The organism is Streptomyces sp. NPDC014676, from assembly GCF_043084105.1.
GTDB lineage: Bacteria > Actinomycetota > Actinomycetes > Streptomycetales > Streptomycetaceae > Streptomyces.
Genome location: NZ_JBIBZI010000008.1, coordinates 196759 through 219181, shown reverse-complemented (window position 1 = coordinate 219181; position 22423 = coordinate 196759). Strand labels below are relative to the sequence as shown.

At 72.3% G+C, this 22423-nt stretch carries 23 protein-coding genes and 1 pseudogene; 14 read left to right on the top strand and 10 right to left on the bottom strand.

Annotation, left to right across the window (positions count from 1 at the left end):
* The first annotated feature begins 64 nt into the window (after positions 1 to 64).
* Positions 65 to 829 carry a nucleotidyltransferase domain-containing protein gene (locus tag ACF1DX_RS23515; protein WP_391793089.1) on the top strand — a complete coding sequence of 255 codons (765 nt, stop codon included), beginning with the start codon at positions 65 to 67 and terminating at the stop codon, positions 827 to 829.
* A gap of 131 nt (positions 830 to 960) precedes the next feature.
* Here ACF1DX_RS23515 and ACF1DX_RS23510 read toward each other — a convergent pair.
* Positions 961 to 1161: pseudogene (locus ACF1DX_RS23510) on the bottom strand (histone acetyltransferase); the annotation flags it as partial.
* Between the two features lie 203 nt (positions 1162 to 1364).
* Here ACF1DX_RS23510 and ACF1DX_RS23505 point away from each other — a divergent pair.
* The 5 genes from ACF1DX_RS23505 to ACF1DX_RS23485 all read left to right on the top strand — a co-directional run bounded on the left by ACF1DX_RS23505 (position 1365) and on the right by ACF1DX_RS23485 (position 6090).
* Positions 1365 to 1859 carry a MarR family winged helix-turn-helix transcriptional regulator gene (locus ACF1DX_RS23505; protein ID WP_391793088.1) on the top strand — a complete coding sequence of 165 codons (495 nt, stop codon included), beginning with the start codon at positions 1365 to 1367 and terminating at the stop codon, positions 1857 to 1859.
* On the top strand, positions 1856 to 2299 hold the full coding sequence (locus tag ACF1DX_RS23500; RefSeq protein WP_391793087.1) for a MarR family transcriptional regulator: 444 nt from the start codon (positions 1856 to 1858) through the stop codon (positions 2297 to 2299). The genes ACF1DX_RS23505 and ACF1DX_RS23500 overlap by 4 nt, the downstream gene beginning before the upstream one ends.
* Positions 2300 to 2504: 205 nt before the next feature.
* Positions 2505 to 4364 carry an FUSC family protein gene (locus tag ACF1DX_RS23495; protein WP_391793086.1) on the top strand — a complete coding sequence of 620 codons (1860 nt, stop codon included), beginning with the start codon at positions 2505 to 2507 and terminating at the stop codon, positions 4362 to 4364.
* Between the two features lie 4 nt (positions 4365 to 4368).
* Positions 4369 to 5724: an amidohydrolase gene (locus ACF1DX_RS23490; RefSeq protein WP_391793085.1), complete on the top strand. Its 1356-nt coding sequence runs from the start codon at positions 4369 to 4371 to the stop codon at positions 5722 to 5724.
* A gap of 180 nt (positions 5725 to 5904) precedes the next feature.
* Entirely contained in the window at positions 5905 to 6090 is a 186-nt protein-coding gene (locus tag ACF1DX_RS23485; protein WP_030858763.1) for a hypothetical protein, read from the top strand.
* Positions 6091 to 6108: 18 nt separating this feature from the next.
* Here ACF1DX_RS23485 and ACF1DX_RS23480 read toward each other — a convergent pair whose 3' ends face one another.
* Both ACF1DX_RS23480 and ACF1DX_RS23475 read right to left on the bottom strand, forming a co-directional pair.
* The gene (locus ACF1DX_RS23480) at positions 6109 to 6573 is read right to left on the bottom strand and encodes a hypothetical protein (protein WP_391793084.1); all 465 of its coding nucleotides are present in this window, start codon (positions 6571 to 6573) and stop codon (positions 6109 to 6111) included.
* A complete protein-coding gene (locus ACF1DX_RS23475) occupies positions 6570 to 7313 on the bottom strand; it encodes an ATP-binding protein (RefSeq protein ID WP_391793083.1) in 744 nt (247 codons plus the stop codon). Before ACF1DX_RS23475 ends, ACF1DX_RS23480 begins: the two co-directional genes overlap by 4 nt.
* Positions 7314 to 7508: 195 nt before the next feature.
* Here ACF1DX_RS23475 and ACF1DX_RS23470 point away from each other — a divergent pair, with 195 nt between their 5' ends.
* From ACF1DX_RS23470 to ACF1DX_RS23460, 3 genes are all read left to right on the top strand, one after another.
* Positions 7509 to 8369, top strand: a complete 861-nt coding sequence (locus tag ACF1DX_RS23470) for a helix-turn-helix domain-containing protein (protein ID WP_391793082.1) — start codon at positions 7509 to 7511, stop codon at positions 8367 to 8369.
* A 78-nt stretch (positions 8370 to 8447) separates the two neighbouring features.
* A complete protein-coding gene (locus tag ACF1DX_RS23465; protein WP_107062011.1) occupies positions 8448 to 8663 on the top strand; it encodes a DUF397 domain-containing protein in 216 nt (71 codons plus the stop codon).
* A gap of 99 nt (positions 8664 to 8762) precedes the next feature.
* Positions 8763 to 9566: an SAM-dependent methyltransferase gene (locus ACF1DX_RS23460; RefSeq protein ID WP_391793081.1), complete on the top strand. Its 804-nt coding sequence runs from the start codon at positions 8763 to 8765 to the stop codon at positions 9564 to 9566.
* Positions 9567 to 9993: 427 nt separating this feature from the next.
* On the opposite strand, the gene ACF1DX_RS23455 is transcribed toward ACF1DX_RS23460, so the two are convergent.
* Positions 9994 to 11502, bottom strand: coding sequence for a glutamate synthase subunit beta (locus tag ACF1DX_RS23455; protein ID WP_391793080.1), 1509 nt, complete (start codon positions 11500 to 11502; stop codon positions 9994 to 9996).
* Between the two features lie 136 nt (positions 11503 to 11638).
* The gene (locus ACF1DX_RS23450) at positions 11639 to 12118 is read right to left on the bottom strand and encodes a DUF1772 domain-containing protein (RefSeq protein WP_391793079.1); all 480 of its coding nucleotides are present in this window, start codon (positions 12116 to 12118) and stop codon (positions 11639 to 11641) included.
* 262 nt (positions 12119 to 12380) lie between these two features.
* On the opposite strand from ACF1DX_RS23450, the gene ACF1DX_RS23445 reads away from it, so the two are divergent.
* The gene (locus ACF1DX_RS23445) at positions 12381 to 13013 is read left to right on the top strand and encodes a uridine kinase (protein ID WP_391793078.1); all 633 of its coding nucleotides are present in this window, start codon (positions 12381 to 12383) and stop codon (positions 13011 to 13013) included.
* 37 nt (positions 13014 to 13050) lie between these two features.
* Here ACF1DX_RS23445 and ACF1DX_RS23440 read toward each other — a convergent pair whose 3' ends face one another.
* From ACF1DX_RS23440 to ACF1DX_RS23430, 3 genes are all read right to left on the bottom strand, one after another.
* Positions 13051 to 14178: a magnesium and cobalt transport protein CorA gene (locus tag ACF1DX_RS23440; protein ID WP_391793077.1), complete on the bottom strand. Its 1128-nt coding sequence runs from the start codon at positions 14176 to 14178 to the stop codon at positions 13051 to 13053.
* A gap of 164 nt (positions 14179 to 14342) precedes the next feature.
* Positions 14343 to 15275 (bottom strand): carbohydrate kinase family protein, encoded by a 933-nt coding sequence (locus ACF1DX_RS23435; RefSeq protein ID WP_391793253.1) that lies wholly within the window; start codon positions 15273 to 15275, stop codon positions 14343 to 14345.
* On the bottom strand, positions 15257 to 16168 hold the full coding sequence (locus ACF1DX_RS23430) for a pseudouridine-5'-phosphate glycosidase (RefSeq protein WP_391793076.1): 912 nt from the start codon (positions 16166 to 16168) through the stop codon (positions 15257 to 15259). Before ACF1DX_RS23430 ends, ACF1DX_RS23435 begins: the two co-directional genes overlap by 19 nt.
* 103 nt (positions 16169 to 16271) lie before the next feature.
* On the opposite strand from ACF1DX_RS23430, the gene ACF1DX_RS23425 reads away from it, so the two are divergent.
* Positions 16272 to 16700 (top strand): VOC family protein, encoded by a 429-nt coding sequence (locus ACF1DX_RS23425; RefSeq protein WP_391793075.1) that lies wholly within the window; start codon positions 16272 to 16274, stop codon positions 16698 to 16700.
* Between the two features lie 180 nt (positions 16701 to 16880).
* On the opposite strand, the gene ACF1DX_RS23420 is transcribed toward ACF1DX_RS23425, so the two are convergent.
* A complete protein-coding gene (locus ACF1DX_RS23420) occupies positions 16881 to 17435 on the bottom strand; it encodes a methylated-DNA--[protein]-cysteine S-methyltransferase (RefSeq protein WP_391793074.1) in 555 nt (184 codons plus the stop codon).
* A gap of 47 nt (positions 17436 to 17482) precedes the next feature.
* On the bottom strand, positions 17483 to 18355 hold the full coding sequence (locus tag ACF1DX_RS23415; RefSeq protein WP_391793073.1) for a glycerophosphodiester phosphodiesterase: 873 nt from the start codon (positions 18353 to 18355) through the stop codon (positions 17483 to 17485).
* Positions 18356 to 18631: 276 nt separating this feature from the next.
* On the opposite strand from ACF1DX_RS23415, the gene ACF1DX_RS23410 reads away from it, so the two are divergent.
* The 3 genes from ACF1DX_RS23410 (at position 18632) to ACF1DX_RS23400 (ending at position 22400) form a co-directional block, all read left to right on the top strand.
* Positions 18632 to 19495 carry an MHYT domain-containing protein gene (locus tag ACF1DX_RS23410; RefSeq protein WP_391793072.1) on the top strand — a complete coding sequence of 288 codons (864 nt, stop codon included), beginning with the start codon at positions 18632 to 18634 and terminating at the stop codon, positions 19493 to 19495.
* Between the two features lie 40 nt (positions 19496 to 19535).
* Positions 19536 to 21686, top strand: a complete 2151-nt coding sequence (uvrB, locus tag ACF1DX_RS23405; RefSeq protein ID WP_391793071.1) for an excinuclease ABC subunit UvrB — start codon at positions 19536 to 19538, stop codon at positions 21684 to 21686.
* A gap of 135 nt (positions 21687 to 21821) precedes the next feature.
* Positions 21822 to 22400 (top strand): TerD family protein, encoded by a 579-nt coding sequence (locus ACF1DX_RS23400; RefSeq protein WP_085574769.1) that lies wholly within the window; start codon positions 21822 to 21824, stop codon positions 22398 to 22400.
* Positions 22401 to 22423: the final 23 nt, after the last annotated feature.

Genomic DNA, 22423 nt, shown 5'->3' with positions numbered 1-22423 from the left:
CCCTCGACCAGGCCCCCGTACCCTGCCCGATGTCTTCCGCACACCGCCGATCACCAGGAGCCCCGTGCCGTCCGCCCTTCCGGACCAAGCCTTCCTCGACCGTACGGCCGACCGCCTCGCCGACCTCCCCGGTGTCCGGGCCGTCGCCCTCGGCGGCTCGCGCGCCCAGGGCACCGAACGGCCCGGGAGCGACTGGGACATGGCGCTCTACTACCGGGGTTCCTTCGACCCGGACGATCTGCGCGCGGTCGGCTGGGAGGGCGAGGTCTTCGGCATCGGCGACTGGGGCGGCGTCTTCAACGGCGGTGCCTGGCTGACCGTCGACGGGCGCCGGGTCGACGTCCACTACCGCGACCTGGACAGCGTCGAGCACGAACTGGCGGAGGCGGAAGCGGGCCGCTTCCGCGTCGAACCGCTGATGTTCCACCTGGCCGGCATCCCGACCTACCTGATCGTCGCCGAACTCGCCGTCAACCGGGTGCTCCGGGGAGAAGCGCCCCGCCCGGACACCTACCCGCCGGCGCTCCGCGACAGCGCCCCGCCCCGCTGGTCCGGCGTGGCCACCGCCACCCTGGCCTACGCGAAGGCAGGCCACGCCCCCAAGGGCGCCCTCACCCAGGTCGCGGGCGCCATCGCCGTGGCCGCGACCTGCACCGCGCACGCGGTGACGGCGGCACGCGGGGAGTGGGTCACCAACGAGAAGGGGCTGCTCCACCGCGCGGGCCTCCAGCGCGTGGACGACATCATCGCCGGAATGCGAGCCACGCCGGAATCACTCGTCACAGCCGTCACCGACACCGAGGCGCTGCTCGAAGCGGCACCGCGTTGACTCCCGCGGCCGTCGAAACGCCGGAACCCGTCATGGACCGGGGAGAAGCGCCGGGCCGGCCACCAGGACCGGAAGAGGGCCGTGGAACACACCCGGACCGGGCCGGGACCACCTGAACCGGACGGTGCCTGCGGCCGCCACACGTACCGGACGTCCGGCTCCCGCTCCTCGTTCCCGGACCCGTCCGTCCACTCCACGGGCGCGAAACCGGGCCGCTCGTGGAAGCGGTGCGCGGACCCGTTGACCTGGAAGGTCCACAGGGAGAGCCCTCCGGGGCCGCGTTCCTTGGCCGGCGCGACGAACCGGTCACCGATCCCGCGCCCGCGCCACTCGAGGGCTGCGATCGATCCCTGTCTGCTCACGCTGGCCGTTACGGCCGGAACATCCCTGGTGGACCGCTCGTCGCCGAAGGGTGACGGGCCTGATCCCGCCGGGCGGCCGACCCCGGTCCTGCGGGGATCCGGCAGAACGAGCGCACCGGGGTGACCACCGAAAACAGTAGCCATGTACATAGTAGCTATGTAATCTATTCGGTATGAGCAAGGGTTCACCGGGCCCCACGCCCGGCTTTCTGGTGTGGAGGCTCGCCAACAGATGGCGCGTCGCGGTCGATCGCGCGGTCGCTCCGCTGGGCCTCACCCACGCGCAGTACTCACTGGTCGCGTCGCTGTACGGCATGCGGCGCACCGGCGAGCGGCCCAGCCAGCGCCGGCTCGCCGACCACACCGGTCTGGAGGCGCTGTACGTCTCGAAGCTGGCGCGCGCCCTGGAGGCGGCCGGCCTGATCGAGCGCACCCGCGACCCCCGCGACCCGCGCGCCGTGCAGCTCGCCCTCACCGAGCGGGGACAGGCCGTCACACGGCAGGCCATCGAGGTGGTCCAGGACCTGCTCCAGCAGTTGCTGGAGCCGCTCGGAGGCCTCGACGCCCCGCGGACCCGCGCGCTCACCGACGAGCTGACGACCCTGCTCGACGCACCTCTCGCTCCCTCCGTACCGAACGACGAGAGAACCAAGGGGACACCACCATGACCACCACCGCACCCGTCGCCGACACCCGCGCCCTCGGCCTGGCCCACTACGCCGCCCGTGGCGTCCTGGAACACTTCCTCGCCCGGTACGGCCTCACGTTCCAGCAGCAGATCACCCTGCGCGCCGTCGTCACCGCAGACGCCCCGTGGACGCCGGACGACCTGGTCGCCCGGGTCCGTGACGACCTCAAGGCCGACCCGGCCGACATCCGTGCCGCGCTCGGCGTACTGCTGGAGCGGCGACTGCTCGTCGCGGACGGCGCGCACCTGCGCCCCACGGAGGCGGGGCGCGAGCTGACCGCCGCCGTCCGCGCGGAGAGCGCCCCCGTCACCGCCCGCATCTGGAGCGGGATACCCGCCGAGGACCTGGCCGCCGCGGGCCGCGTCCTCGCCCTGGTCACCGAGCGCGCCGACGCGGAACTGGCGGCGCTGACCGCGTGACCGCCCGAGCGCGGCCGCCGGTCGGTGAACCGGCGGCCGCGCTCGTCGTTCATGGAGCACGTGCCCTCCGCCCGCATCGTCACCTTCCGGAAACACGAACGTTCGCCTCCCTCCAAGAACGCCGACTACCGTGGAGGGCACGTTTCCTTCCGCCCGGTCACCGTCGCCCGTGAGCCCCCGTTTCCGACGCGACGACTGGAGCCCCGTGCCCCGACCCGCCCGTGCCGTACCCCCATGGCTGGCCCACGCCCTGCGCGCCCAGCGCGGACCGGTCCCGTGGAGCGCCGTCACCCGCGGCGCGCTGGGCGGCGGGCCGCTGCTGCTCGCCGCCGTCCTCGCCGGGCGGCCCACGCTCGGCGTCGTCGCCGCCATCGGTGCCATGTTCGCCGGGATCAACGACCGGCCGGGCAGCCGTCGTGCCTCCGTCGGACGCATCGGCGGGCCCGCGCTCGCGGGGGCGACCGGGCTGGTCGTGGGGACGTACGCCGGGGACCACGTCTCCGCCGTCCTGCTGACCCTGCTGCTGACCGGGCTCGGTCTCGTCGCCGGCGCGGTCAGCGCGCTGGGGCCCGTCGGGTCCTCCGTCGGTACGCAGCTCCTGGTCGGCGCCGCCGTCGGCGCCGGGATGCCGCTGCCCGAACCGGGCTGGCAGCGGGCGCTCGCCTTCCTCGCCGGCGCGGGCTGGCTGCTCCTGCTGCGGCTGGCGCTGCCCACCCCCGGCTCGCTCGCCGGGGGCTTCCGGTTCGACGGGGAGCGGAACGCCGTCGCCGGGGTGTACGACGCCATCGCCGGCCTGCTCGACGCCACCGGGTCGGACACCGCCACCGCACGGCGGGCCGCGCTCACCGCCGCGCTCGACCACGCGCAGGACGCGCTCGCCGGCCCCCGGCTGCGGCGCTACGCCTCCTCCTCCGCCGAACGCCGGCTGCACGCCCGGTACGCCGCCGCCCTCCCGCTCGCCGAGGCCGCCACCGCGCTCGCCTGGGCCGGGGACCCCGTACCGGCCCGCGCCGCCGAAGGACCCCGGCGCCTCGCCACCGCCGTACGGGACAGCACCCCCACCGGCCCGCTGCCCGCCCCCTCCCGCACCGTCCCCGCCCTGCGCGCCCTCGACGACGCCCTCCTGCGCGCCGCCGAGGCCTTCGACCGGGGAGACGGCGGCGACCTGCACGGCCGCAACCGCTCCCGGACCGCCGCACTGCGGACCGTCCTCGGCGCCCGCGGCCGGGAGTACGGAATGCGGGTCGCCCTCTGCTTCGGGGTGAGCGCCGCCCTCGCCCAGGCCCTGTACCACACCCACTGGTACGGGCAGCACGACCACTGGTACTGGCTGCCCGCCACCGCCGTCTTCCTCGTCAAACCCGACCTCGGACCCCTCGCCTCCCGTGTCCTGTCCCGGGCCGCCGGAACCGTCCTCGGGGCGCTCCTGTTCGCCGGGCTCGCCGCCGTGCTGCCCCGCCCGGAAGGACTCGTCGCGCTGGTCACGGTCAGCGGCGCGCTGATCCCCGTCGCCGCCCGGCACTTCGCCGCGCAGACCGCCGTCGTCACCGTGCTCGTCCTCGCCCTGGTGATGGCCGGCGGCGAACCCCAGGCCTCCGTCGGCCGCATCGGTGAGACCCTGCTGGCCTGCGCCGTCGTCCTCGTCGCGGGACACCTCCCGATGCCGGGACAGCGTGGCGGCGCCGCCATCCGCGCCCGCCTCACCGAAGCGGCCGGCGCCGCCCAGGCGTACCTCGACCACGTGCTCGGCGGGTCCGACGACCGCGCCGGCCGCTGGGCGCTGCGCCGCGAGGCCTACCGCACCCTCGCCGAGGCCCGCGCCGCCATCGCCCTCGCCTCCGCCGAACTCCCCCCGCTCGCCCGGCACGCCGACGGCACCGACGAGACCGCCGCCACCCTCGAACTGCTCGTCGACACCGTCACCGCCGGCGCCGTCCACCTCGACGACACCGGCCGCCTCGACCCCCGGCACGTCCGGCGGCTGACCGAGCTCGCGGACCGCCTGGGAAGCCGGGGGGATGTCGCGGTTCGGCTCACACCGGACCGCGACCGCGTCGTACGTTGACGGGATGACGCCCGCTGCCACGGAGAGCCCGGCCGACCTCGTCATCACCGGATGCGCCGTCCTCACGCACGACGACCGGGAACGGATCGGCTTCGCGGAGGACTCGGCGATCGTCGTACGGGGTGGGGTGGTGGAGGAGGTGACCGGTGCCGGGGCGGTCACGGGGCGGACGGCCCGGGAGCGGATCGACGCCCGGGGGCAGGTCGCGCTGCCCGGTCTGATCAACTGCCACACGCACGCCCCGATGGCCGCCCTGCGCGGCATCGCCGAGGACCTGCCGACCGAGGAGTGGTTCAACGACGTCATCTGGCCGGTCGAGTCCAACCTCACCGGGCGGGACGTCGAACTGGGCGCGCTGCTCGCCTGCGCCGAGATGATCCGGGGCGGGGTCACCTGCTTCGCCGACCACTACTTCGCCATGGACGCGGTCGCCGCCGTCGTCGCCGGATGCGGGATGCGGGCGCTGCTGGGTGAGGCGTTCTTCTCCTCGCAGGGGGCCGAGGGGCGGGAGCGGTCGCTGGCGTTCGCGCTGCGGCACCGGGGGGCCGCCGACGGCCGCATCACCACCGCCCTCGCCCCGCACGCCCCCTACACCGTCGACGACGCCGACCTCGCCGCCACCGCGCGGCTGGCGCGCGAGCACGGACTGCCCGTGCACCTGCACGCCGCCGAGAACCGCGACCAGACCGAGGCCAGTCTCGCCCGGCACGGTGTCACCCCCGTCGAGGTCCTGCACCGCACCGGCGTCCTCGACACCGACGTGCTCATCGCCCACGGCACCGGTATCGTCGAGAGCGACCTGCCGCTGCTGGAGCGGGCGAGCGGCCGTACGGCCGTGGCCACCGCGCCCCGCGGCTACCTCAAGTTCGCCTGGCCCCACACCACCCCCGTACGCGCCCTGCGCGACATCGGCGTCCCGGTCGGACTCGCCACCGACGGCGCCGCCTCCAACAACTCCCTCGACGTGTGGGAGTCGATGGCGCTCACCTCCCTGATCCAGAAGTCGACCGAGAACGACCCCCGCTGGCTGACCTCCCGGCAGGCCCTGCACCACGCCACCCTGCAGAGCGCCCGCGCGGTCGGCCTCGGCGGCAGCATCGCGCCGGGCCACCGCGCCGACCTCGTCCTCGTCAACCTCACCGGGCCGCACACCCAGCCCGTGCACGACCTCGCCGCGACCCTGGTGCACAGCGCCCGCGCCGCCGACGTCCGTACGACGATCGTCGACGGCCGGATCCTCATGCGGGACCGGGAACTGCTCACGATCGACGTGCCCGAGGTGGTGCGGGAGCTGGGGGAGCGGCTGCCCGCGCTGGTCGACCGGAGCCATGGGCGGCGGATCCAGGAGTACGGCACCTGACGGCACGATCGGTGCGGCGGCCGGTACGGAGGGTGACCTTTTGGCGCGATCGGCCGAGAGCCCGGTCACACTTGGCGGTGAACGGGTGTCAACTACGTCTCAGTACCGTCACTGAGCAAGGCGTTCACCCCATGGTTGGCGTTTAACTCTACGAGTACAACGCAGCATGGAGGTGGCAGGGTGAACGGGCGAACGGTGCTCGAACGCTTTCCCGCAGGTGGACCGCGTGGCTCATGGCCGGCGGAGGAGTTCGCCCACGCGCGCCGCCTGGAGGGTCTGCCCGCCGAGGTTGTCATGGACCTCGCGACCGACATGTTCCTGGTGATCGTCCGGGGGAACGGCGGGGGTGGCGACGCCACGGCGTGACCGGGCCGGGCTGCCCGGTTACGCGGTGACGGGGCGTGACCAGGCGGGGGGCGTTCCCGTCAGGCGGCACAGGGCGAGATAGAGCGGTATCGGCGGCGTGTAGGGGAGCGTGCCGTCGGGGCGGTGGATCAGGCCGGGGAGGCCCGGGGCACCGCCGGGGGCGTCCGAGGGGGCGGGAAGGACCGCACCGGTGGCGTAGTGGGCGGGGGCCGGCCACTCCATGGCGTAGTCGGAATCGGACGGGACCAGCCACCACCAGTGCGCGTCATCGGCGTACACGCAGCCCACGCGGGGCAGCCGGGGCATCACCAGCGGGCCGAAGCGGGCGGGCACCGCCACCGCGTCGCAGCCCATGGGCGCGGTCATGCCGTCGGGGACGGGGAGCCGCCGGGGGGCGCGGGCGCCGAGGGCGTGCCGTTCGCGCTGGAACCGCACCAGTGAGTCCAGGCCCAGCACGCGGGTGCCGGGTGCGCCGCCTGTCACGCCCGGCTCCGGGGGCGGGGGGTGCGCTGGTGCGGGGGGAGTGGCGGGGTGGGGGTCTGGTTTCCGGCCGCCGGGCCGTGGGTTTCCCCCGCCGGGCCGTGGGGGCGGTCCGGTTCGTTGGCGGGATCGTCGTCCGGGGTGCCGGGCGGGCCCGGCTTCGGGCGGGCGCCCCAGCCCAGGTCGTCGGTGGGCTCCACGGGACCGTGCCCGGTGCCACCGGCGGCCGCCGTGCGGGGGAGGTCGGCCCAGACCAGCAGTCCGGGGCCGTTCTCGTGCGCGCCCCACGAATGACACAGGGCGTCGACGAGGAGCAGTCCCCTCCCGTGCTCGTCCTCCGGCTGCTGCCGGGTGTTCGCCCGGGGCTGGCCCGGCGCGCACCCCTCGTCGCGCACGGCTATGCGCACCAGCTCGCCACCGTCGTGCAGCTCGCAGACTATGTGGCTGCTCGCCGTGTGCACGATGGCGTTGGTGACCAGTTCGGAGACGACGAGAGCCGCGGTGTCACAGGTGTCCTCGCACACCGACCAGCCGGTCAGCCGTGCCCTCGTCAGGCGTCTGGCCTGAGCCGGGGAACCCGGATGAGCGGCCAGTTCGAAACGGAACCGGCGCTCGGCGGCGACCCCCGAGGGGGCGGACACCGAGGCGGCGCCGAGGCCGATGGACCCTGTGGCGGCGTCTGTTCCTAAGGGCGCGGACGGAATCACGCTTGCCACTATCGCCCCGCCGTGAACACTTGGCAAGTGTCACTCTGAAAAATGCAGAGTGCGGTGTGACGTTCTGGACGGGCGTGGCACACTGCTCGCAACAGCACCCCGCGCGGCGCCAGTTGGGATCGCCGAAGATCCGTTCGAATGTGTGTTCGGACGAGGGGATCTTCGGGCGGATCTTCGAGTGGCGCCGCCGGGCTGTCGGCTTTTGTTCGAGGGAGGTGGAGAGTGAGCGAACCCCGGTCCGCGCCGACGGTGGGACAGGTCGTCCTCGGCCGGCGCCTGCTGGACCTGCGGGAACGCGCGGGACTCAAGCGTGAGGAAGCGGCCCGCATCCTCCGTGTCGCGCCCGCCACCGTCCGCCGCATGGAGATGGCCGAGGTCGCGCTCAAGATCCCGTACCTCCAGATGCTGCTGAAGGAGTACGGCGTCTCCGAGGAGGAGGCCGAGGCCTTCGTGCAACTGGCGGAGGACGCCAACCGGCCCGGCTGGTGGCAGCGCTTCCACGACATCCTGCCCGGCTGGTTCTCGATGTACGTCAGCCTGGAGGGCGCGGCCTCCCTCATCCGCAGCTACGAACCCCACTTCGTCCCCGGACTGCTCCAGACCGAGGACTACGCACGCGGCGTGCTGCGCTCCGGGGCCATCGGGCAGACCCAGCCCGAGGAGATGGAGCGCCACGTCGACCTGCGCATGCAGCGGCAGGAACTGCTCACCCGCAAGGACGCGCCCCGGATGTGGGTCGTGATGGACGAGACCGCGCTCCGCCGCCCGGTCGGCGGCCCGGAGGTGATGCGCGCGCAGATCGACAAGTTGCTCGAGGCCACGAAGCTGCCCAATGTGACGCTGCAGATCGCCACGTTCGCCGGCGGGCCCCATCCCGGCACGTACGGGCCGTTCGTGCTGTTCCGATTCGCCATGCCCGAACTGCCGGACATGGTCTACAGCGAGTACCTGACCGGCGCCGTCTACCTGGACGCGCGCGAAGAGGTGGCGACCCACCTCGAGGTCATGGACCGCATGGCGGCGCAGGCCGCTACGGCACATCGCACGAAGGAGATCCTCCGGGATCTCCGCAAGGAGCTGTGAATGGAACTCGTGAAGTCCCTGAACCCCCTGAAGTCCCCGCCCCGCCCGCGGGCGCACACCGGAAGGATCTACAACGGCATGCCCGCGCGGGAGCTGGGCAGCGAGGGCTGGCACAAGCCGTGGAGCGGCGGCAACGGAGGGAACTGCCTGGAGGCGATGAAGCTCGAGGACGGCCGGATCGCCGTGCGCCAGTCCACCGACCCGGACGGGCCGGCGCTCATCTACACCTCCGCCGAGATGACGGCCTTCATCGAGGGAGCGAAGGCGGGAGAGGCGGATTTCCTGCTGTCCTGAACCTTGTTGTCCGCTCTACCTTTGTTCCCCCTTCCGGCTTGGCACTGACTTGATCCCTAACCGTTGCAATTGCAGGCGCAGAGACTTATGGAGTCCTTCATGACCGGGCAGCACCCCGTGGAGATCGACACGAGCAGGCCCCATCCCGCGCGGATGTACGACTGGTACCTCGGAGGCAAGGACAACTACCCGGTCGACGAGGCCATGGGGAAGCAGATGCTCGCCCTCGACCCGCGGGTGCCGGTGATGGCGCGGGTGAACCGCGCGTTCATGCAGCGGGCCACGCGCTGGCTGGCCGGGCAGGGCGTACGGCAGTTCCTCGACGTCGGCACGGGCATCCCCACCGAGCCCAACCTGCACCAGGTGGCGCAGGGGATCGCGCCCGACGCCCGTGTCGTGTACTGCGACAACGACCCCATCGTGCTGGCCCACGCGGCGGCCCTGCTGCGCGGTACGGACGAGGGGGTGACCGAGTACCTCCAGGCCGATGTGCGTGATCCGGACGTCATCCTGGAGGGTGCGCGGAAGATCCTCGACTTCGACCAGCCGATCGCGCTGTCGCTCATCGCGCTGCTGCACTTCGTCTCCGACGAGGACGGGGCGCACGAGCTGGTCGGGCGGCTGCTGGACGCGCTGCCCTCGGGCAGCTACCTGGTCGTCACCCACGCGACGTCCGACTTCACCCCGGAGGAGTCGAAGGCGGCCACGGAGAAGCTCAAGGCGGCGGGCGTCACCCTGGCGCTCCGCTCCCGCGAGGAGTTCACCCGCTTCTTCGACGGCCTGACCCTCGTGGAACCGGGCGTCCAGGTCCCCCACCACTGGCACCCCGAACTGGGCGACCCGATCCCGGGCCAGGACGACGACATCATCCCCGGCTACGGCGCGGTGGCCCACAAGCCGTAATCCCCGGAGGCGGTGGCCCGCCACCCGCAACACAGCGGGCCGCCGTCCCCGCTCTCCGCGGACGAGCCGTGCCTCCTCCAGTGGCTGAACGGCCTGGGAGGTGCCCCCAGGGTGGCACGGGTGGGCGCGACGGCCCCGCTCTCCGCGGGCAGTCGTGCCCACCCCGGTGCCTTGAGGGCCTGGGAGGTCCCCCCCAGCGGCACGGGTGGGCGATGGAGTACTTCCCGCTCATGGGGTCCCCCGCTCGAGCGAAGCCGAGAGTGAGGGAGGCACCCCGTCGCCGGGCCGCGCGAACGCCCCGCCCGCATCGACGCAGGGCACCCCGGAGCACGCCGGGCCGCGCGGCCCCGCCCCCGGCCGGCGCCGACCCCGGGCCCCCTGCACGACGCCAGGCCGGCACCCCGGCACGCACCCCGCAGGGACCGGCTCACACCGTCATCGGCCGGTCGTAGGGACCGATCGGCGCCGGCAGCCGACTCACCGCACCCGTCAGATGGCGATCGACCGCCGCGGCCACCGCCCGCCCCTCGGCGATCGCCCACACGATCAGCGACTGCCCCCGAGCCGCGTCCCCCGCCGCGAACACCCCCGGTACGTTCGTGCCGAAGCCCGCATCCCGTGTGACCGTGCCACGAGGCGACACCTCCACCCCGAGCTGGGCGAGGAGCCCATCCCCCCGCTCCGGCCCGGAAAAGCCCAGCGCGAGCAGCACGAGATCCACCGGCAGCACCCGCTCGGTCCCCGGCACGGGCCGGCGTCCGGCGTCCACCCCCACCAGGTGCAGCGCACACACCCGTCCGTCCCCGTCCCCGGAAAAACGCACCGTGGACGCCGCGAACAACCGCGCGTCAGCGCCCGCGTCCAGGCCCGCCCCCACCGTCGGCGCCATCCGCAACACCCCGGCCTCCTCATGCGCCGCGGACATCCGGTACACCCTCGGATACGTCGGCCACGGCTCGGCGCCCTCATCACGCTCGTCCCCCGGCCGGCCGTAGATGTCGAGCTGGGTGACCGACGCGGCCCCCTCCCGCACCGCCGTACCCAGACAGTCCGCACCCGTGTCACCGCCACCGACGATGACGACATGCCGTCCCGCGGCCGACAGCGGCGACGACTCCAGATCCCCCTCGCACACCCGGTTCGCGAGCGGCAGATACTCCATCGCCTGGTGAATCCCCGCCAGCTCACGCCCCGGCACGGCAAGGTCCCGCCACGCCGTGGCCCCCGTCGCGATCACCACCGCGTCGTACCGCGCCCGCAACTCCGCCGCGTCCACGTCCCGCCCGACCGTCGTGGACGTACGGAACTTCGTCCCCTCGGCCCGCATCTGCTCCACCCGCCGCTCCAGATGCCGCTTCTCCATCTTGAACTCGGGGATGCCGTACCGCATCAGCCCGCCGACCCGGTCGTCCCGCTCGTACACGGCGACCGTGTGCCCCGCCCGGGTGAGCTGCTGGGCCACGGCCAGTCCGGCCGGGCCCGAACCGATGACCGCGACCGTCCGGCCGGAGAGCCGCTCCGGCGGCGCCGGCGGGGCGAAGCCCTCCTCCCAGGCCCGGTCGGCGATGGCACACTCGACGTTCTTGATGGTGACCGCCGGCTGGTTGATGGCGAGCACACACCCCGCCTCGCAGGGCGCCGGACACAACCGGCCGGTGAACTCCGGGAAGTTGTTGGTGGCGTGCAACCGTTCCGCCGCCGCCCGCCAGTCCTCCCGCGAGACCAGCTCGTTCCACTCGGGGATGAGATTGCCGAGCGGGCAGGCCTGGTGGCAGAACGGCACACCGCAGTCCATGCAGCGGTCGGCCTGCGCACTGACGATGGGCAGCAGCGCCCCCGGCACGTACACCTCGTTCCAGTCGCGGACCCGTTCCTCGACGGGCCGGCGCGGCCACTCCTCGCGGGGCGTGGTCAGAAAACCCTTGGGATCGGCCATGGCCGTGTTCCTTGCGTGCGCGGGTGACAGGCCGTGCGTCGTCGGGCGGCACTCCTCGGGCCACGATACGTCCGCTCACCCGCCCCCGCAGAGCGCCGGGACAGCGCTTTCCCGGGGAGCCCGTCGGCCGGGCCCCTCAGACGAGGGCCAGGAGGTACGCCACCGCCGCCCCGGCCGAGGCGAGCACGCGGACGTGGTTCCACCTCGTCCACTCGCGCACATAGACCGGCCAGTACGCGGCCGCCTCCGGGCCGTCCGGTCCGAGCCGGGCCAGCGCCTCGTTGCGCGGTATGTTCGCGGCCACGGTCAGCCCGAACGAGCCGACCAGATACAGGGCACCGCCCACCAGCAGCTCGACCGTCCCCTCGCCCGGCCACAGCACGCACGTCACCACCGTGACCACCGCGCAGAGTATCGCCGTACCGAGGAACAGCAGCATGAAGGCCGGTCGCACCGCCGCCACGTTGACCGCCTGCATGGCGGCCACCCCCTGTGCCGGCGGCAGCGCCGCGAGCCCTCTCATCACGAACATGGAGAAGGCGCAGAAGACCCCGGCCGTCAGCCCGGTCCCGAGCACGCCCAGCACCGTCAGCACGAAGTACGGCCCGTCGATCATGTCGTCCCCCTGTTCCCGGCCGGGACCCCTCTCCGGCCACCACCGTTACCACCGTCATCACCAGTGAAAGCGCCCCTCGGCGCTCCGGCCATGGCCCAGGAACGCGGACGCATGCGCGAACGTCCAGGAACGTCGCCCCCGGGCGCCACCCGCGCCCTCCGGGCACCGAACCCGTACAGCCGGGAGGACCCGTATCCGTCAGGAGATCCGTACCGTCAGGATGCCCACGCGGCCGGACGGGCCGCGGGCGCATCATGGCCGTGTGCGACTTGAAGCGATCACCTGGGACCGGCTCGGCGACCTCCTCGCCGGGCGCCTGCTGGAGCTGAAGACGGCCGACGGCGGACCCTGGCCGCGGGTCGCCCTCGACGGCGCCCCCGCCGCGCGTCCGGGAGACCTCGCCGAGCGGGTCGCCGAGGCGCTGCGGATACGCGGCCGGCCCTCCCTGGTCGTCGGCACCGAGGGCTTCCTGCGGCCCGCCTCCGTCCGGCTCGAATACGGCCACCGGGACCTGGAGTCCTACTACAGCGGCTGGTACGACACCGGCGCCCTCTGGCGCGAGGTGTTCGGCCCCCTCGAACCCGGCGGGAGCGGACGCGTCCTGCCCGACCTGTGGGACCCCGTCACCGACCGTGCCACCCGCAGCCCCTATGTCCCACTACCTCCCGGAGGTGTGCTGTTGCTGCACGGCCCTCTCCTCCTGCGCCACTGGTTCCCCTTCGACCTGAGCGTCCATGTCCTCCTCTCCCCGGGCGCCCTGCGCCGCCGTACCGCCGAGGCCGAGCACTGGACCCTCCCCGCCTTCGAGCGCTACGAGCAGGAGACCGACCCCGCCGGCACGGCCGACGTACTGGTACGGGCCGACGACCCCCGCCATCCGGCCTGGCGCGGATGACCCCGCCTCCCCGCCGGGCGGTGGAGGGCAGCGGGTCTCAGAGCCAGCGGCTGCGCCGGAACGCCCGGTACAGCAGCAGGCACGCCACGGATATCACCCCGATGACCATGCCGTAGCCGTACCGCCAGTGCAGCTCCGGCATGTGGTCGAAGTTCATGCCGTACATCCCGCAGACCATCGTCGGCACCGCCACGATCGCCGCCCAAGCCGTGATCTTGCGCATGTCCTCGTTCTGCGCGACCGTGACCTGCGCCAGATGCGCCTGGAGGATGGAGTTCAGCAGCTCGTCGAAGGCCGCTATCTGCTCCTTCGCACGCAGCAGATGGTCGGAGACGTCACGGAAATACGCCTGTATCTCCGGGGGGACCACCCGGATCGGCCGGGTGGCGAGTTCCTCCAGCGGCCGGCCCAGTGGCACCACCGCCCGCTTCAGTTCGAGGAGTTCGCGCTTGAGCTGGTAGATGTGGCCCGGATCGACCCGCGCGCCGTGCTCCGCGAACACATCCGTCTCGACCTGGTCGATGTCCTCCTGGACCGAGTCGATGACGGTCAGATAGTCGTCGACCACATGGTCCGCGATCGCGTGCAGCACCGTGGACGGGCCCTGGGCGAGCTGCTCGGGGTCGGCCTCCAGCCCCTCGCGCAGCGGTCCCAGCGAGCCGTGCCGGCCGTGCCGCACCGTGACCACGAAGTCCTTGCCGAGGAACACCATGATCTCGCCGGTGTCCACCACCTCGCTGTTCGCGGTGAGTTCCTCGTGCTCGACGTAGCAGACCGTCTTGAACACGGCGAACAGCGTCTCCCCGTACCGCTCCAGCTTGGGCCGCTGGTGGGCCTCGACCGCGTCCTCCACCGCCAGCGGGTGCAGGTCGAACAGCTCCGCGATGCCGGCGAACTCCCGGGTGGTCGGCTCGTGCAGCCCCAGCCAGACGAAACCCTCGCCGCTCTTGCGCACCTGCCTCACCGCGTCCACCAGGTCCCCGGGCGCGCCGGTGCGGTGACCGTCCCGGTACGTCACGCAGTTGACCACCGAGGAACCCAGCGGGGAGCGGGCCGGATGGCTCAGGTCCACACGGGGCCGCCGCCGCGCCAGCCGTGCCACCCGGCGCAGCCCGCCGACCCTGCCGAGATTCGTGACCTTCCGCAGATTCCCTGCCATGGACATCCGCTTCTCCTTGCGTGGTTCCCCCGTGCGCCGTCCTGCGTCCCGCGCTCTGGACCGCCAGTCTGCCAGTCCCGGACGAGTCGTGTGCGAGCCTGTGGGAAGAGGGAATTCCGCTTTGTTCCCGCCTGTGGAAAAGGGAGTTCGTCCGTCGTGACACCCGTTCGTCAGACGAGTGCCGGCGGGCGGCCCCCTATGTGTTCCACCGCCTGCGCGCCCGCCCGGCAGCCCTCCCGCGCCGCCTGCTCCGGGCCGGCTCCCGCGAGCAGGGCCGCGAGGAACGCGCCCGTGAACGCGTCACCGGCACCCGTGGTGTCCCGGGGCACCGCCGGTACGGCCGGGACGCGGGCGTACACCTCCCCGGACCGCGCGAGCAACGCGCCCTCGGCACCCTGCTTGGCCACCACCAGCGGAACGTGCCGGCTCAGCCGTGCCGCGGCGTCCGCGACCTCGGACACTCCCGTGAGCAGGCACGCCTCGTCACGGCTGGGCAGCAGGACGTCCACGCCCTCGGCCAGCGACAGGAACCGGTCGACGCCCAGCCGCACGAGGAATCCCGCCGACGCCGGATCCAGACTCACCGGCACCCCACGGGCCCGCGCCGCCTTCGACGCCACCGCGGCCAAGGCCCTGCTCGGCTCGGTGAACAGCAGGTAGCCCGACAGATGCAGCCGCGCCACCCCGTCCAGCAACGCGTCCGACCAGTCACCGGGGTCCAGTCGCAGCGACGCGCCACTGTCCGTGAGGAACGTCCGCTCGGCCGCCGCGCCCCCGTCGACCAGGCAGATCACCGTCCCCGTCGGTGCCTGTCCGTCCACGACCAGCAGCGGACGGACCCCGCAGGCGGCCAGCTCCCGCTCGTGCCAGGCCGCCGCGTCCTCGCCCACCCGCCCGAGGAGCCGCACCTCCGTACCGTCCCGACGCGCCGCCCAGCAGGCCACGTTGGCGCCCGCACCGCCCGGAACCGTCCGGATCTCCGCCGCCGTGTCCGTACCCGGCGCGAGCGGACCCCGGTGCCGGGCGACCACATCCGTGATCACATCGCCGACGACCAGCAGCGCCCCGCCCCGCACGGTGTCCGTCACTCCCCGGCGGCCCAGGACGCCGCGACCCGCGCGGCCAGCCGTACGTTGCCCCGGACCGCCGCCAGGTTCGCGGCGAGGGAGGCGCCGTCGGTGTGCCGGACCAGGTGGTCGAGCAGGAAGGGCGTGACGGCCTGGCCGGTGACGCCCTCCGCCTCGCACGCGCGCAGTGCCTCGTCGAGCACCCGCGCGTGCAACCCGGGATCCAACTGCTCCTCCTCGGGAACCGGATTGGCCACGATCAGCGCCGACTCCGGTCCGCCCAGCGCGTCCTGCGCCCGCATGACCTGCGCCACCTGCGCCGGAGAGTCCAGCCGCCAGTCCACGGGGTGTCCGGAGTCGGACAGGTAGAAGCCGGGGAAGCGATCCGTGCCGTATCCGGCGACCGCCACCCCCAGTGTCTCCAGCCGCTGAAGGGTCGCGGGCACGTCCAGGACCGACTTCACGCCCGCGCACACCACGGTGATCCGCGTCCGCGCCAGCAGGCCGAGGTCGGCCGACTCGTCCTGGCTCACCGTCCACTGCCGGTGCACACCACCGAGTCCTCCGGTGGCGAACACCCGTATGCCCGCGAGCGCCGCCAGCAGGGCCGTGGCCGACACCGTGGTCGCCCCGCTCGCCCCGGCGGCCACCGCGAGCGGGAGATCCCGGTGGCCCAGCTTGTGGATGCCGTCCTCGCTCGCGACCCGCTCCAACTGCTCCTTGTCCAGGCCGACCCGGGGCCGCCCGTCCAGCACGGCGATCGTCGCCGGTACCGCGCCCTCCTGCCGTACGGCCGCCTCCAGCTCGAGAGCCACCTGGAGATTGCGCGGCCGGGGCAGTCCGTGGGCGATGATCGTGGACTCCAGGGCCACCACCGGGCGGGCCGCGGCGATCGCCTCCCGTACCTCTTCGGACACCATGAGCACCACGTGCCTGCCTCCTGTCTGCCGGTTCTCCCCTCATCTCTGGCGGGCCGGGCACCGGGCCAAACCCCCTTGCGTGCCGTCATGGGTGTCGCGGAGGCTGGGGACCATGACGGACAACACGACCCGCCTCGACCACATCGTCCTGTGGGTGAGCGATCCCATCGCCGCCGCCGGTTTCTACGAGAAGGCCCTGGGCCTGGAGCCCGTCAGACTCACCGACTACTCCGCCGGTGAGGCGCCGTTCCCCTCGGTGCGGGTCAATGAGGAGACGATCCTCGATCTCATGCCGCGGGCCAAGGCGGAAGGCATGCGGATGCTGCCCGGTGCCGCGGAGAGTTCGGGGCATCCCGTGAACCATGTCTGTCTGTCGCTGACGGCCTCGGACTTCGATGCCTTGCGCAGTCGGCTGGAGGAGGGTTCCGTGCCGGTGTCGGACGTCTCGCGTGACTCCTTCGGGGCGCGGGGGCCGGCGCGGCGCAGCTTCTACTTCCGTGATCCGGATGGCAACGTGTTCGAGGCGCGGCACTACGACTGAGCGGGGTTTTCGCTCTCTGTGCGGGTGTGGGCCGGGGTGTTCGCGCTGCCCGCCGCTTTCGGGGCGCCTGCCCCGCTCCCGGCTGCGCTCGGGCGGGGGACCCCCGTCGCCCTTGAGACGCTGGGGGAGGCGCGGCTGCCCGCGGGAACGCGGGATGCGGCTGCCTGCGGAAGCGACGGGTCAGAACAGGGGTTCGGGGAGGATGCCCTCCAGGGCCAGGAGGTGGCGTTTCGTTCTCAGGCCGCCGCCGAAGCCGCCTATACCACCGTCGCTCTCCACGACCCGGTGGCACGGTACGACCACCGGCAGCGGGTTCGCGCCCATCGCCATGCCCACGGCCTGGGCCCCGCCGGGCCGGCCCACCCGGCGGGCCAGATCGCCGTACCCGACGACCGAGCCGAACGGCACTCCGGCGGCCAGCTCCCGCAGCACCTCGCGGTTGAAGCCCGAGACCAGCGACCAGTCCAGCGGCAGCTCGAAGTCCCGCCGCTCACCCGCGAAGTACGCTTCGACCTGCCGTATCGCCTCGGCCAGCAGCGGGGAGCCGGGCTCCTCGACGGGCTCGGTGCCGAGCCGCGACGCCAGCCGCTCCAGCGCGCTGCCGCGCACCTCGTCGGTGGCGTGGAACGCAACGTTGACCAGGCCCTCACGGGTCGCGGCCAGCAGCAGCGGGCCGATGCCGGTGCCGACGACGGCCCACACCACCCGCTGCTCGCACTGCCCATGGCTGTCCATGCGCACCACCGTACGGCCCGCCACTGACAACGCCCCGGGTGGACGCCTCAGCCGCGCACCGCGTCCCGCACCACGTCGGGCGTGTCGGTGATGATCCCGTCGACCCCGAACCCGGCGACCCGCCGGGCGGCGGCCGCGTCGTTCACGGTCCAGGCGCACACCTCCAGCGGCTTGCCGCGCGCCCCCTTGAAGGCGTGCACGGCGGCGACGTAACCGGCGGAGAGGGAACCGTACGAGGGATTGATCTGGTCGGTGAAGGCCGCGTACGCGGGCAGGTCCGACACCGGCGGCGTCCCGAGGAAGCCCGTCTTCACCGCGGGCCGCAGATCGTGGACCGTCCGTACACTGTCCGCGCTGAAGCTCTGCACGACCAGCCGGTTCCGCACATGCCGGCGGTCCAGCCAGCCCTCGTTGCCCAGCACCTTGACGATCTGCCGCTCTATGCCGGGATACAGCTGAGGGTTCTTGATCTCCAGCAGCAGCTTCTGCCGGTGCCGCTCGACGCGGCGCACGAACTGCTCCAGCGTCGGCACGCGCACGCCCGCGTACGCGGAGCCGAACCAGCTTCCCGCGTCCAGCCGGGCGATCTCCGCGGCGGTGAAGTCCTTCACCTTCCACGGAGCCCGGCCGGGGAAGACCTCCTCGACGTCGGTGGTGCGCCGCAGGCTGTCGTCGTGCAGGACGACGAGCTCGCCGTCCCTGGTGCGCTGGACGTCGTTCTCCACCCAGTCGACGCCGAGCGCGGCGGCCTTGTCGACGGCCTCCAGGGTGTTCTCGGGCGCGTACGCGGACGCGCCCCGGTGGGCTATCACCAAGGGCCGCGCGGAGTTCTCCGCGGCCCGCGCGGGGGACAACGGGAGCAGGAGGGAGGCGGTGCCCAGGAGCGCGGTGGTCGAGGCGGCGACAGCGCGTGCGTGCATGCGTACTCCTCGCGTCGAACGGTCACGGTCGGTCCAACTGTGACAGCAGAGGGTCGACGTGAGGCGAGTGCGGGATGGCCGCGGATTGAACGATGCCGCCCGGACTTCGCACACTGATGCCACACACCTGGGGCAAGGACGTGTTTCTTTGCCGGAAAGTCGTTCGACCATTCCGGTGGGGTCATACTCTCTGCGTCATCCCTGGCCGCCGTCACGGCGCCAGGAGGGGGGATATCGGGACATCACGAGACACACAGGTCGGGAGGGAGGCCGCGCATGCAAGGCACGGTCGACGGATTCAGCTACGGCCTGGTCACACCGGTGGTGGCCTTCCTCATGGCCTGTCTCGGCGGCGCCCTGGGCCTGCGCTGCACCACCAGGGCGATCAGGATGTCCGGCTCCTGGCGCCCGGGCTGGCTCGCCCTGGGGGCCGCGACCATCGGCTCCGGCATATGGACGATGCACTTCGTCGCGATGACGGGCTTCACCGTCGAGGGCACGCCGATCCACTACGACCGGCTGATCACGTTCGCGAGCCTGGCCGTCGCCGTCGTCATGGTGGGCATCGGGGTCTTCATCGTCGGCTACAAGGGCGCCTCCGGGACGGCCCTGTTCACCGGGGGCACCATCACCGGCCTCGGCATCGCCTCGATGCACTACCTCGGCATGGCCGGGATGAGCCTCGACGGATACCTGGAGTACGACGTCCTCACGGTCGCCGCGTCCGTGGCCATCGCCATGGCCGCCGCCAGCGCCGCCCTGTGGGCGGCCGGACAGGTACGGGGCTTCCTGTGGAGCGTGGGCGCCAGCGTCGTCATGGGGCTCGCGGTCACCGGGATGCACTACACCGGCATGGCCGCGCTCGAGGTGCACGTCCACGGCACGGCCGAGCCCGCCACGGGGGAACCGGCGGCCGCCCTGCTCGGACCGATGATGATCGGCCCGCTGGCCTTCCTCGTCCTCGCGGGCGTCGTGGTGATCTTCGACCCGCTGATGGTCGCCGGCGGGCCCGCCGCACTCCCCGCCGAGCACAAGCCCGGCGTCCCCGCCCACTCCCCGGCCCGCCACTCCCCGGCACGCCCGCGGCTGCGGGCCCGCGGCCCCGTGGAACACCGCTCCCGGACCCCGCAGCGCCGCTGATCCGGACCCGTTGTCAGTGGGGGGCCGTACGGTGGATGGCATGCGGCCCGTTTCCCAGATCGAACGCACGGTGGCGCCCTTCGAGGTCGTCAGTCCCTACCAGCCGAGCGGTGACCAGCCGGCGGCCATCGCCGACCTCGCCCGGCGCATCGAGGCAGGTGAGAAGGATGTCGTCCTGCTCGGCGCGACCGGCACCGGCAAGTCCGCCACCACCGCGTGGATGATCGAGAAGCTCCAGCGCCCCACCCTGGTCATGGCGCCGAACAAGACCCTGGCCGCCCAGCTGGCCAACGAGTTCCGCGAGCTGCTGCCGAACAACGCGGTCGAATACTTCGTCTCGTACTACGACTACTACCAGCCCGAGGCGTACGTCCCGCAGTCGGACACCTACATCGAGAAGGACTCCTCGATCAACGAGGAGGTCGAGCGGCTGCGCCACTCCGCGACCAACTCGCTGCTCACCCGCCGCGACGTCGTCGTGGTCGCCTCCGTCTCCTGCATCTACGGCCTGGGCACCCCGCAGGAGTACGTGGACCGCATGGTCCCCCTCCGCGTCGGCGACGAGCTCGACCGGGACGAGCTGCTGCGCCGCTTCGTGGACATCCAGTACACGCGCAACGACATGGCCTTCACCCGCGGCACCTTCCGCGTCCGCGGCGACACCATCGAGATCTTCCCGGTCTACGAGGAGCTCGCCGTCCGCATCGAGATGTTCGGTGACGAGATCGAGGCGCTGTCCACGCTCCACCCGCTCACCGGCGAGATCGTCAGTGACGACCAGCAGCTGTACGTCTTCCCGGCCTCCCACTACGTCGCGGGCCCCGAGCGGCTGGAGCGCGCGGTGGGCGACATCGAGAAGGAGCTCGGCGAGCGCCTGACCGAGCTGGAGAAGCAGGGCAAGCTCCTGGAGGCCCAGCGCCTGCGCATGCGCACCACGTACGACATCGAGATGCTCCGCCAGATCGGCTCCTGCTCCGGCGTGGAGAACTACTCGATGCACTTCGACGGCCGCTCGCCCGGCTCCCCGCCGAACACCCTGCTGGACTACTTCCCGGACGACTTCCTCCTCGTCATCGACGAGTCGCACGTCACCGTCCCGCAGATCGGCGCCATGTACGAGGGCGACGCCTCCCGTAAGCGCACCCTCGTCGACCACGGCTTCCGGCTCCCCTCCGCCCTGGACAACCGGCCGCTGAAGTGGGAGGAGTTCCAGGAGCGCATCGGGCAGGCCGTCTACCTGTCGGCCACCCCCGGCCAGTACGAGCTCTCCCGCGCGAACGGCTTCGTCGAGCAGATCATCCGCCCCACCGGCCTCGTCGACCCCGAGGTCGTGGTCAAGCCCACCGAGGGCCAGATCGACGACCTGGTGCACGAGATCCGCACGCGTGTGGAGAAGGACGAACGCGTCCTGGTCACCACACTCACCAAGAAGATGGCCGAGGACCTCACCGACTACTTCCTGGAACTCGGCATCCAGGTGCGCTACCTGCACAGCGACGTCGACACCCTGCGCCGGGTCGAGCTGCTGCGGGAGCTGCGCAGCGGCGAGTACGACGTCCTCGTCGGCATCAACCTGCTGCGCGAGGGCCTCGACCTGCCCGAGGTGTCCCTGGTCGCCATCCTCGACGCCGACAAGGAGGGCTTCCTGCGTTCGGGCACCTCCCTGATCCAGACCATCGGCCGCGCGGCGCGCAACGTCTCCGGCCAGGTCCACATGTACGCCGACAAGATCACCCCGGCGATGGAGAAGGCCATCGACGAGACCAACCGCCGCCGGGAGAAGCAGGTCGCGTACAACAAGGCGAACGGCATCGATCCCCAGCCGCTCCGCAAGAAGATCAACGACATCGTCGCGCAGATCGCCCGCGAGGACATCGACACCGAGGAACTGCTCGGCTCGGGCTACCGCCAGGCCAAGAAGGAGGGCGGCGGCACCAAGGCGCCCGTGCCCTCCCTGGGCGCCAAGGCGGCCAAGGGCGCGAAGAGTGCCAAGGGCGCCAGGGGCAAGGCCGCCGAGACCGTGCCGACCGACCGCCCCGCCGCCGAACTCGCCGAGCAGATCGAGGAGCTCACCACGCGGATGCGGGCCGCCGCTGCCGACCTGCAGTTCGAGATCGCGGCCCGGCTGCGTGACGAGGTCTCCGAGATGAAGAAGGAGTTGCGGCAGATGCAGGAGGCCGGACTGTCCTGACGGCCGCGTACGCGATGTGTTGCAAGAACGACACAAAGTGCGGTCCTGGGTACGTCGCTGTCAGTGCCCCTGCGTAGGGTTCTGGTCAACCGCGATCGCGCGGTAACAGGGGAAGTTCGAGAGGGGAATCAGCGCGTGACCGTCAACATGACCAAGGGTCAGGCCATCAGTCTGCAGAAGAACGACGGTGGCAGCCTGACTGCGGTGCGCATGGGTCTCGGCTGGCAGGCGGCTCCCCGTCGCGGCCTGTTCGGCTCGCGCACCCGGGAGATCGACCTGGACGCCTCGGCCGTCCTGTTCGCGGACAAGCAGCCGGTCGACGTCGTCTTCTTCCGCCACCTGGTGAGCGACGACGGCTCCGTGCGCCACACGGGTGACAACCTCGTCGGCGGTGTCGGCCAGGGCGGCGACGACGAGGCCATCCTCGTCGACCTCTCGCGCGTCCCGGTCCACATCGACCAGATCGTCTTCACCGTGAACTCCTTCACGGGCCAGACCTTCCAGGAGGTGCAGAACGCGTTCTGCCGCCTCGTCGACGAGACCAACGGCCAGGAGCTCGCCCGCTACACGCTGGCCGGCGGCGGCGCCTACACGGCCCAGCTCATGGCGAAGGTGCACCGCACGGGCACGGGCTGGACGATGACGGCCCTCGGCAACCCGGCCAACGGCCGCACCTTCCAGGACCTGATGCCGGCGATCCTGCCGGTCCTCTAGGCACCACGGGCGATACGAGCAGC